The following is a 10,192-nucleotide window of genomic DNA, read 5'->3' on the forward strand; positions in this document are numbered from 1 at the left end:
CCGCCCGTCGACCACGATCGCCGCGTCGGCGGAAGAGCTCACTGGATCAGGTCGGTGTGCGGATGCTCGGGGGAGGTCGGGCAGACGTAGATCTGCAGGTTGTCCGTGCTGCCCACTTCCACCTTCGTCGGCTGCGAGGGATCCTGGCCCGCGTAGTGGGAGTCGGCGCGGGCCGCGGCCTGGTCTTCCCGAGGTGCCCAGCTGTGGCCTTCACCGCCGTCCCACTCCCAGGAGGCGATCGTCAGGAGCGGGACCATCCGCGCCTCGCACACGGCGCAGTGGCGGAGGTACGGGTCGGTGCGGCCCCAAGGGGGCCAGCCGCCGACCTTCCAGCCGGGTGCGTTGCCCAGATGGACGGAGTAGAAGTCGCGGGGATACTCCGCGTAGGAGCTGTCCACGTCGGCGCCGGCTGCCTGCCACCTGCTCCAGTCCTCCAGCATCCGCTGCAGTTCCGGGCTCAGGTCCAGGCTGTTGGGGTATTCGGTGATCGCTTCCGGCGCCAGCACGCACGGCTCCGGGACATAACCCGGATAGTCCGCCTCGTACGGTTCCGGTGGTGCGGCCAGGACGTCGCCGACGTCCGCGGCCGACCGCCAGAACAGTGCGGTCGACGGCTTGTAGTACGGCTCGTGCTCGTAGGGGCACCAGAGGACCTGCAGCAGATCGGCCTGCCCGGGCGGCTGCAACAGGGGTACGTCACGCAGGTACAACTGGGCCACGGGCAGCATGGGGACCGGGCATTCGGCGGGCCGGGGAGGGCCGACTTCGAACCGTGCGGCGAGCCACGCGGCATTGCGCTCCTTGAGCGCTTCCTCCTCAGGTGTGAGCACGGGCGCCGGGCCGTCACGGCGCCACCGGGCCTGCAGCCGTCTCCCGAGCCGCACTTCGGTCGGCGACTGGCGGAATCCGGTGTCCACGTGCAGGTGCGCGTCTTCACAGTGCGGCCACGGCTCCCCGGCCGGCCACAGCAGCGGCCCACCGACCGAGCTGTCCGCGACCGAAGGCGACCCCGGGCGCGGATGCAGTCGGACGGCAGGACGCGCCAGCGGGGCCAGCTCGGGAAAGACCGCGGTGACCTCGACAGGCCGCGGCGGAGTCGTACGTACGAGAACCATGCCGGTGATCCTTCCACCGGCCACCGACAATCCACGGTGCAACCGCGCGTTCGCCGAGCAGCAGGGCTCGGCCCCGCCGCGGGTTCAGCCCGGCCGTCTGCCTCCGGGCGGGCGTGGGCCGAGGCGCTGCCCGCTGACGGCCTCGTACGTCGCCGCCAGGGCCTTCCCGGACTGCTCCGGATGCCGCTGGGCGATGCCGATGAACAGGCAGTCGATGACGGTCAGCTGCGCGATGCGGCTGGCCATCGCGCCCGAGCGGAACGTGGTCTCGCGCGCGGCCGTGGTCAGCACGAAGTCGGAGACCTCGGTGATGGGCGAGCGGGGAAAGTTGGTCAGGGACACCGTGGTGGCGCCGTGCCGCCGGGCCACGCGCAGCGCCTCGACGGTGTCGGCGGTGGCGCCGGTGTGGGAGAGGCCGAAGGCGATGTCCCCAGGGTGCAGCACCGCCGCCGACGTCAGCATGATCTGCGTGTCGCTCCAGGCGAAGCCGACGCGTCCGATCCGGTGGAGCTTCTGCTGGAAGTCGGCGGCCACGAAGGCGCTCGCGCCCACTCCGTACACGTCGATGCGTCCCGCGGCCGCCATCGCTTCGACCACGTCGCCGAGGACCGCCACGTCCAGCTGCGCGCCGGTCTCCTCCACCGCGCGGGCATCGGCGAAGGCGACCTTGCCGACGATGCCGGCCAGGTCGTCGGCAGGGGTGATGTCGTCGCCCAGGTGGCTCTCGGCGCGCGTCCCGGCGCGGGCGGCCTCGGCGGCCATCGCGATGCGCAGTGCGGGATAGCCGTCCAGGCCGATCGACTTGCAGAACCGGATCACCGTGGTCTCGCTGGTGCCCGCCGCCGCGGCCACCTCGGAGATGCTGCGGCGGGCCGTCCGGGCGGGGCCGTCCAGCACCGCCCGGGCGACCCGCTGCTCCGCCCGGGCGAGGCCGGGCAGGAGCGAGCGGATGCGCACCAGGAGGGCGCTGTCCTGCAGGTCGTCGGCCGTGTTCTCGGTCACCACGCGGGAAACCTACTGAGGGCCTTGCCGCAGGTCAACGTGGAGCCGGCGCCCCGGCGCGGGGATCAGTGCCCGCCGCGCGCCGGGAGTTCCCGCCAGCCGGCCGAGGTCAGTGGGGCGTCCGGCTTGTCGCCGTTGACCAGGACGTGCCTGCCGTCGGTGATCCGCAGCCCGCTGAGGTTGACCCCACGCCCCTCGTAGACCGAGTCGGTGGTGTAGCGCCAGCGCAGTTCGAGACCGGACGCCGCGTTCGGGACCTCGGCGTGCACCCGCCACCAGGCGCGTACGGCCTGCCCGGACAACGAGGTGACACCGTCGGCGGGCGCGCCGGTACCGGTGACGTGGAGCGTCACGGGCTGCCAGGTGGTACCGCCGTCGGAACTGGCCTCGAGGCGGAGGCGATCCGTCGACTCGGTGTTGACGAAGGACCTGAAGTCGACGTCGACCGTCCCGGAGGCGTCCAGCGGACCGGTGGTCAGCGTGCTGGTGGCACCGCCGCCCTGTCCCGAGAACCAGGAGCGACCGCCGCCCGGTGCCTTGACCGGCATCGCCTGGGCGAGGGCCCCGGCGATGCCCCGCCGGGCGGGGTTGGTGGAAGGGGTGGTGCGCGTGGCGTGGACCCGGTTGGTCAGCAGGATGGCGAACGACCGCGACTCGGGGTCGATGACCAGGGACGTGCCCGTGAAGCCCGTGTGGCCCAGCGTGCGCGGGCCGGACAGACCGCTCATGTACCAGATCTGGTCCAGCTCGAAGCCGAGGCCGTGGGAGTCGCCGGGGAAGGCCTGGTTGAAGTTCTCCTCCAGCAACGAGACACCGTGCCGGCTCAGGATCCGGTGGCCGCGGTAGGTCCCGCCGTTGAGGATGGCCTGGGCCAGTACGGCGAGGTCGTCGACGGTGGAGAAGACGCCCGCGTGCCCGGCGACGCCGCCCAGGGCCCAGGCGTTCTCGTCGTGCACCTGACCGTGCACCAGGCCCCGTGCCGGGGTCGCCTCGTACTCGCTCGCGGCGATCCGCGGCAGCTTCGAGGCCGGCGGGTTGTATCCGGTGTCCGTCATGTGCAGGGGCGCGGTGACGTCCTCGCGGACGAGGGTGTCCAGGTTGCGCCCGGTCACCTTCTCCAGCACCAACTGCAGGGTGAGCATGTTGAGGTCGGAGTAGGTGTAGGTGGTCCCCGCCGGGCTCACCGGCGTGGTGTCCAGGATGGCCTTCACCCGTGACGGGATGTCGGGGTAGCCCTGCCACAGCGCGGGCTCGGGGTCGGGCGCGAGGCCGGAGGTGTGGGTCAGCAACTGCCGGACGGTGATGGCGCCCTTGCCGTTCACCGCGAACTCGGGCAGGTAGTCGGCGACCGGGCTGTCGAGCCCGATCCTTCCCGCCTCCAGTTGCTGCACGGCCACCAGGGAGGTGAACAGCTTCGACAGCGAGGCCAGGTCGTAGATGGTGTCGGTCCGCGCGGGAGTCCACTGGTCCCTGGGCAACTCGGTCTGCGGGGCGGAGTACCGCGTGGCGTAGCCGGTGGCGCTGCGCTCGACGACCCTGCCGTCGTGGACCATCAGACTGCTCGCACCGGGGAAGAGGTAGCCGGCGCCGCTCGCGGGGTCCGTCCACGCGGCGACCTGTTCCTCGAAGGCGGCGATCGGCTCCGGGGCGAGCCCGGCGGCTCGCGGGGATGACGGCCGCAGCACGGTGCCCGCGGGCGCGAACCCGGTGTACGGCTGGTCGAAGCGGCGGCCGCCGCCGTCGGTCCCGGCGGCGGTGCCCGAGGTCGTGGCCGTGGCGGCCGTGGCTCCGGTCGGCAGGGCGAGGGCGGCCACCATGGCCGACGCCGCGGTGAGTGCGAGTACAGGAATCCGCATGGGTACCTCGTGGGTGAGGAGTTGGTTTCGCTGCTCGGCACGTCTCCGTCCTGGCCGCGTCGCGTGGACGGTGGACGGTCAGGCGGCGGAGCCGTGGTCGCCGCCAAGCCGGCGGAGAGGTCCTACCCCCTGGAGTCGAAAATCTTTAACCAACTTGAGGCGACGTCCGTAAGTTAGTAACCGAACGGTGGTCGGTCAACATCCCGACCGATGTCGGCAGTCGGACACACCGTCACCGCCCGCCCGAGCCGGGCGACTTCGCGGGTGCCCGCGCCACCCACACCTGACGGCTCGTCGGCAACGATTGCCGGCTACGGTCGGCGCGGCAGTCGCTGGAGGCGATCCGACCCCTACGGATCACCGACGTCGATCCCGGTACGACGGAACCCGCCGACGCGCACGGCGCGTGATCTGGGCCCTCTCACCGGCAAGGACCTGATCGATGTCCTGGATGAGGAGCCCTGGGCCCCCACCCTCCGATAGGTCTGCGTCACGGACAGATCGGGGAATCCGCCTTCGTGGTCAAGTACGGTGGCCGGCAGGCGGAGTTCGGCCCGCAGCCCCCTGTTTCCCGGGGCGGTCCACACCGTCTGCTTCGACCTCTCCCTGCCACGCAGGGACGTCCTGGAGGCCGCGCTTCCCGCCGTGGTCCTGGAGATCGCGTAGCCGGCGCAGTCGGCGGACACATGGGTTCGCCGCTGTCAGACCTGACGGGCGTAGGCCGTGAGGCGATCGGCGAGCGCGGTGACGAGGTCGCGCAGCTCCGCGGGCCGTTCGATGACGAACGGCCGGTCGAGTGAGGCGAGTACCGGGGGCAACCAGTCGAGCCGCTCCGCCCGCAGCTCGACACGCAGCCAGCGCTCGCCCCCCTGCTCCTCGCCCGCCACGGGTGAGCACTCCTCCAGGCTCGCGACACTGGCGGGAAGGCGGGCGCGGATCTGCCCGACCGTGCCGTGGATCCGCAGGGTCACCTCGTGGCGGTACTCGGCCGTGGCGAACGCCGACAGCACGCGCTGTGCCGGATCCGGGCCCTCCGGCACTTCGAATGAACCGGGCAGCGCCCGCGCGTCCGCGATGCGGTCGAGGCGGAGGGTCCGGTCCTCTTCGATCCGGGCGTCCTTGCCCGTGACGTACCACCGGCCCGCGTGGGCGACGATCCCGTACGCGTGCAGCGTGCGTTCGCTGCGCCGGCCGTCGCGGTCGGTGTACCGGATCGAGACCGGCCTGCGGTGGCGCACGGCGTCGGCGAGGGTGAGCAGGACCTCGGCGTCCGGGGTGTCGAACTCGCCGGGCTGATCCGTGAAGGCGAGGGCTTCCAGGAGTGTGTCGAGCCGGTGGGCGATGTGCCGGGGCAGCACCCGGCGGATCTTGGCCGACGCCGTCTCGCCTGCCGTGCGCTCCGTCGTCGTCAGCCCTGCCCGGCGGCCGGCGACCAGGCCGAGCAGCACGGCCAGCGCTTCGTCGTCGCTGAGCATGAGCGGAGGCATGCGGTACCCGGGGGCGAGCCGGTACCCGCCGTAGCGGCCGCGCACCGATTCCACGGGCACGTCCAGGTCGAGCAGCTGGTCCACGTACCGCCGCACCGTGCGCCCTTCGACGCCGAGCCGGTCGGCGAGCTCCGCCACGGTTCGGGTGCCGCCCGACTGCAGCAGCTCCAGGAGGGTCAGCACGCGGACGGTGGGGCGGGACATGTTCACAGCCTAACGCGAATACGGGACCGATTCTGTCCTCTATTTCTCCTAGCCTGCGACGTGCACGCCTCCAGCACAGCCAAGGAGATTCCCATGGACTTCGTCTCGATCCGCATCATCACCAGCGACGTCGCTCGCCTCGTCGCGTTCTACGAGCGGGCCACCGGGGTGCGGGCGACCTGGGCCACCGAGGACTTCGCCGAACTCACGACCGCGGGCGCCACCCTCGCCATCGCCGGCACCCGCACCGTCCCGCTCTTCGCCCCGGGCTCGGCCCGCCCGGCGGACAACCACAGCGTGATCACCGAGTTCCTCGTCGACGACGTGGACCGCGTCCACCAGAACCTGACCGGCTTCGTCACCGACGTCGTCGCCGGGCCCACCACCATGCCCTGGGGCAACCGGTCACTGCTGTTCCGCGACCCCGACGGCAACCTCGTCAACTTCTTCACCCCCGTCACCCCGGCAGCCGCCGCGAAATTCGCGCGCTGACACCGCGCACGGCTCCTTCCCGGCGACCGCCGCCACCGTCGGACGCGCATGCGCGTCGGCCGGCGGGCGGCGGCCCGGGCGGGGGCCGACCCCGCCGGCACGGGAGGTGAAGAGTCGTCGACAACCTCTCGTAACCCCGGTGCAGTTGACGCGCGTAGCGGAGGGCGCCACCCTGGGGGCGCCCGCTGTTCGCGCGGCGGCGTCACCCACCTTTCGAGTCCGACGGTCGGGAGGCCGGAATGCTCAGACGCACGGTACGCACGCTTCTCACGATTGTCATGGTCATGGCGGGCGTGACCGTCGGAGTGGGCGCCACCTCGGGCACCGCGCACGCCGACGAGTGCTACACCTGGAGCCGCCCCCTCTCCCAGGGCTCCTCCGGCGCCGACGTGACGCAGTTGCAGATCCGCGTCGCCGGCTGGGTGACCTCGGGCGAGCGGCTCTCGTACGACGGCGTGTACGGCGCGCGGACCACCACCGCGGTCAAGAAGTTCCAGTCCGCGTACGGCCTGACCGCTGACGGGGTCGCGGGCTCACAGACCTTCGGCAAGATCTACGCGCTCCAGGACGCGGACTGCACTCCGGTCCACTTCGCCTACTCCGAGCTGAACAAGTGCAACTCCGACTGGTCCGGCGGTGCGGTCCCGGCCGCCACCGCCAAGGCGAACGCCCTGAAGACCATGTGGAAACTGGAAGCGATGCGGCACGCCCTCGGTGACGTGGCGATCACCGTCTCCAGCGGCTTCCGCTCCTACGCCTGCAACAGCGCCGTGGGCGGCGCGTCCACCAGCCGGCACCTGTACGGCGACGCCGCCGACCTGACCGGCTCGCCGAGCCTGTGCACGCTCGCCAAGCAGGCGCGGGTGCACGGCTTCTCGGAGATCCTCGGTCCGGGCTACCCCGACCACAACGACCACGCCCACGTGGCCCTCGACCCGTCGCCGTACTGGTCCGCACCCACCTGCGGGATCTGACGACCGGCGGCCCGTCGGACCGGGAGGCGTCCGCGCCGTGGTCCCGGGCCTCGAGACGGCAGGCGCGTGCCGTGGTTCCGGTGGGCCGCGGCGCGTCGTCGCGGGCGGGCCGCGGCCCACCGACCAGCTCGGGCTGGATCAGACGGCGAGGTGGTCCGCCATCAGCTTGGCGAAACGCGCCGGGTCCTTCAGCGCCCCGCCCTCGGCGATCAGGGCCATGCCGTAGAGAAGCTCGGCGATTCCCGCGAGGCCGGCACCGGCGTCGTCGCCGCGTTCGGTGTGGGCCTTGTTGAGGCTGCCGACGAGCGCGTGACCGGGGTTGAGCTCCAGGATGCGCTTGGTGTGCGGGACGTCCTGACCCATGGCCCGGTACAGGTTCTCCAGGGCCGGCGTGATGTCGTGGGTGTCGGAGACGAGACAGGCCGGCGAGACCGTCAGGCGGGCGGACAGCCGGACCTCCTTCACGTCGGCGGCGAGCACCTCGGTCATCCACGCCAGCAGGTTCGTGTACTCCTTCTGCCGGCTCTCGCGCTCGCCACCGGTCCCGGCGTCCTGCTCACCGTCCTCCAGGTCGACCGTGCCCTTGGCCACCGACCGCAGCTGCTTGCCGTCGAACTCCGGCACGGTGGTGACCCAGACCTCGTCGACGGGGTCGGTCAGCAGCAGCACCTCGATCCCCTTCGCGCGGAAGGCCTCCATGTGCGGGGAATTCTCGATGGCCTCCCGGGAGTCGCCGGTCAGGTAGTAGATCTCCTCCTGCCCGTCCTTCATCCGCTCCACGTACTGCGCCAGCGTCGTCAGCCCGTCCGCGTCGTGCGTGGAGGCGAAGGACGACAGGCCCAGCAGGGTGTCGCGGTTGCCGCCGTCGTCCAGCAGGCCTTCCTTCAGGGCGGGGCCGAACTCCCGCCAGACGGTGGCGTAGCGGTCGGGAGCACTGGTCATGAGGTCCTTGATGGTGGTGAGGACCTTCTTGGTCAGGCGCCGGTGGATCATCTGGATCCGGCGGTCCTGCTGCAGGATCTCGCGGGAGACGTTCAGCGAGAGGTCCTGGGAGTCGACGACGCCCTTGACGAAGCGCAGGTACGGCGGCAGGAGCTCTTCGCAGTCGTCCATGATGTGGACGCGCTTGACGTACAGCTGCAGGCCGCACCGGTGGTCGCGGGAGAACAGGTCGTGCGGGGCGTGGGAGGGGATGAACAGCAGGGCCTGGTACTCGAAGGTGCCTTCCGCCTGCAGCCGGATGGTCTCCAGCGGGTCGAGCCAGTCGTGGGCCAGGTGCTTGTACAGCTCGTGGTACTCCTCATCCGTCACCTCCTCCCGCGACCGCGCCCACAGCGCCTTCATCGAGTTCACCGTCTCCAGGGCCGCCGGAGCCTGCCCGGTGCCCTCGCCCTCGCCCTCGCCCTCGTCGACGGTGTCCGTGTCGGTGCCGGCCCCCGGCATCGCGGCGCGCGCGGCCATGCGGATGGGCCAGGTGATGAAGTCCGAGTACCGCTTGACGATCTCCCGGAGCTGCCGGCCGTCGGTGTAGTCGTGCAGCCGGTCCTCGGCGTCGACGGGCTTGAGGTGAAGCGTCACCGCCGTGCCCTGGGGCGCCTGGTCGACGCCCTCGACCGAGTACGTGCCCTCGCCGCGCGAGGTCCAGCGGGTGCCGTGGCTCTCGCCGGCCCGCCGGGTCACCACGGTGACCTCGTCGGCGACCATGAACGCGGAGTAGAATCCGACGCCGAACTGGCCGATCAGGCCGGCCGCCGCGTCCGCGTCCTTGGTGTCCTTCAGCTCCTGCAGCAGCCTCGCCGTCCCGGAACTGGCGATCGTGCCGATGAGTGCGACGACCTCCTCACGCGACATGCCGACGCCGTTGTCCCGCACCGTCAGCGTGCGCGCCTGGGTGTCCGCCTCCAGAGCGATGTGCAGATCGGACACGTCCGCCCCGAGCGCGTCGTTGCGCAGCGCCTCCAGGCGCAGCTTGTCCAGCGCGTCGGAGGCGTTGGAGATCAGCTCCCGGAGGAACACATCCTTGTTCGAGTAGATCGAATGGATCATCAGCTGCAACAACTGACGGGCTTCCACCTGGAACTCGTGGACCTCAGCCGACATGACGAGCGAACCCTCCAAAGATCGTGGAGCCGACTACCGAACGCACTCTAGACCGACCGCCGCGCACGGTGCGGTCGCGCGACTCCGGCGGCAGCGGAGGCGAAGGTCCCGCACTGCCTCAACTGGGCACGGCCCGCGTAATGTCCGCCGGCCCGAGCGGGATCCCGGCAGGCCGTCGTTGTCGGGCTCGTTCTCAGCGTTCCACGGCGTGAGCTGCGCCGACAGCACGCGGACCGGCCCGTTCGCCCAGCTGTTAACCCGCCCGCCTGCGGGCCGAGACCCTTTTGTTACCCGATACCAGCAGTCGCAGGTAGGATCCCCATTGCTCGCTCACCTGAGGAGTGCCTCCGGCCGGTGTGGTGGACGTTTTTAGCCGGCCGGGGGCACTCTTCGCATGGCTGATCACTTACTGCCGCCCCGTGGCGCAGCCTTGTCCCCCACGCAGGACCCTGGAACGCCGGCCTGTAGGCCGGGGCGCAGCTGAGCATGTCCCCTTCACCGTCGACCGCCACGCGCAACCGGCTCACCCACGAGCGGGACCGCGTCGCGCTCGACGCGTTCCTCCGCGGAACGGGCATGCGACCCAGCCTCGCTGAGACGTACGCCACTCGGTATGGGCTACAGCACCGCACTGATATACGAGGTTCACCCCGCATTTACCATCGGCCTTCGACCACTTCACCTGATCTGTCTAATTTCGGCCTTACCGGTGAGCGAGGAGCCGCCGGATGGATGCAGAAATCCATACCTCTGCTTCGCCGTCCACCGGCGGGCTTCAGGAAGGAATCACCAAAGGTGAAGCTTCAGCTTCAGCGTAAGAGCGGGCTCCGCGCCCTGGCCGTCGGCGCGATCGCGGTCTCCGGTGCCCTCATGCTCACTGCGTGCGGTTCGGACGACAACACCAACGCCGGCGGCGACAGCAGCAAGGCGCCCTCCACGTCGTCCAGCAGCATCAAGTGCGC

General features: G+C 70.9%; 8 protein-coding genes. 3 read left to right on the top strand and 5 right to left on the bottom strand.

Going from position 1 to position 10,192, the window contains the following annotated elements:
- Window positions 1-38: 38 nt before the first annotated feature.
- The 3 genes from ABZ479_RS32935 to ABZ479_RS32945 all read right to left on the bottom strand — a co-directional run bounded on the left by ABZ479_RS32935 (window position 39) and on the right by ABZ479_RS32945 (window position 3,973).
- The gene (locus ABZ479_RS32935) at window positions 39-1,115 is read right to left on the bottom strand and encodes a hypothetical protein (protein ID WP_500464967.1); all 1,077 of its coding nucleotides are present in this window, start codon (window positions 1,113-1,115) and stop codon (window positions 39-41) included.
- 84 nt (window positions 1,116-1,199) lie between these two features.
- Entirely contained in the window at window positions 1,200-2,120 is a 921-nt protein-coding gene (locus tag ABZ479_RS32940; protein ID WP_500464968.1) for a MurR/RpiR family transcriptional regulator, read from the bottom strand.
- 62 nt (window positions 2,121-2,182) lie between these two features.
- On the bottom strand, window positions 2,183-3,973 hold the full coding sequence (locus ABZ479_RS32945; RefSeq protein WP_500464969.1) for a serine hydrolase domain-containing protein: 1,791 nt from the start codon (window positions 3,971-3,973) through the stop codon (window positions 2,183-2,185).
- A gap of 531 nt (window positions 3,974-4,504) precedes the next feature.
- Here ABZ479_RS32945 and ABZ479_RS32950 point away from each other — a divergent pair.
- Entirely contained in the window at window positions 4,505-4,639 is a 135-nt protein-coding gene (locus tag ABZ479_RS32950; protein WP_500464970.1) for a hypothetical protein, read from the top strand.
- A 35-nt stretch (window positions 4,640-4,674) separates the two neighbouring features.
- Here the strand turns inward: ABZ479_RS32950 and ABZ479_RS32955 are convergent, their stop codons facing one another.
- Window positions 4,675-5,664: a helix-turn-helix transcriptional regulator gene (locus tag ABZ479_RS32955; RefSeq protein WP_500464971.1), complete on the bottom strand. Its 990-nt coding sequence runs from the start codon at window positions 5,662-5,664 to the stop codon at window positions 4,675-4,677.
- A gap of 93 nt (window positions 5,665-5,757) precedes the next feature.
- On the opposite strand from ABZ479_RS32955, the gene ABZ479_RS32960 reads away from it, so the two are divergent.
- Window positions 5,758-6,156, top strand: coding sequence for a VOC family protein (locus ABZ479_RS32960; protein ID WP_500464972.1), 399 nt, complete (start codon window positions 5,758-5,760; stop codon window positions 6,154-6,156).
- A 239-nt stretch (window positions 6,157-6,395) separates the two neighbouring features.
- Window positions 6,396-7,130, top strand: a complete 735-nt coding sequence (locus tag ABZ479_RS32965) for a D-Ala-D-Ala carboxypeptidase family metallohydrolase (RefSeq protein WP_500464973.1) — start codon at window positions 6,396-6,398, stop codon at window positions 7,128-7,130.
- A 138-nt stretch (window positions 7,131-7,268) separates the two neighbouring features.
- Here ABZ479_RS32965 and htpG read toward each other — a convergent pair whose 3' ends face one another.
- Window positions 7,269-9,230, bottom strand: a complete 1,962-nt coding sequence (gene htpG / locus ABZ479_RS32970; protein WP_500464974.1) for a molecular chaperone HtpG — start codon at window positions 9,228-9,230, stop codon at window positions 7,269-7,271.
- Between the last annotated feature and the right edge of the window lie 962 nt (window positions 9,231-10,192).

Origin of the sequence: Streptomyces sp. NPDC005722, from assembly GCF_040630935.1 — a bacterium.
GTDB lineage: Bacteria > Actinomycetota > Actinomycetes > Streptomycetales > Streptomycetaceae > Actinacidiphila.

Coding starts and splice junctions, on each gene's coding strand:
- ABZ479_RS32935 (WP_500464967.1), bottom strand. CDS start 1,115: ATGGTTCTCGTACGTACGACTCCGCCGCGGCCTGTCGAGGTCACCGCG.
- ABZ479_RS32945 (WP_500464969.1), bottom strand. CDS start 3,973: ATGCGGATTCCTGTACTCGCACTCACCGCGGCGTCGGCCATGGTGGCC.
- ABZ479_RS32955 (WP_500464971.1), bottom strand. CDS start 5,664: ATGTCCCGCCCCACCGTCCGCGTGCTGACCCTCCTGGAGCTGCTGCAG.
- ABZ479_RS32960 (WP_500464972.1), top strand. CDS start 5,758: ATGGACTTCGTCTCGATCCGCATCATCACCAGCGACGTCGCTCGCCTC.
- ABZ479_RS32965 (WP_500464973.1), top strand. CDS start 6,396: ATGCTCAGACGCACGGTACGCACGCTTCTCACGATTGTCATGGTCATG.
- htpG (WP_500464974.1), bottom strand. CDS start 9,230: ATGTCGGCTGAGGTCCACGAGTTCCAGGTGGAAGCCCGTCAGTTGTTG.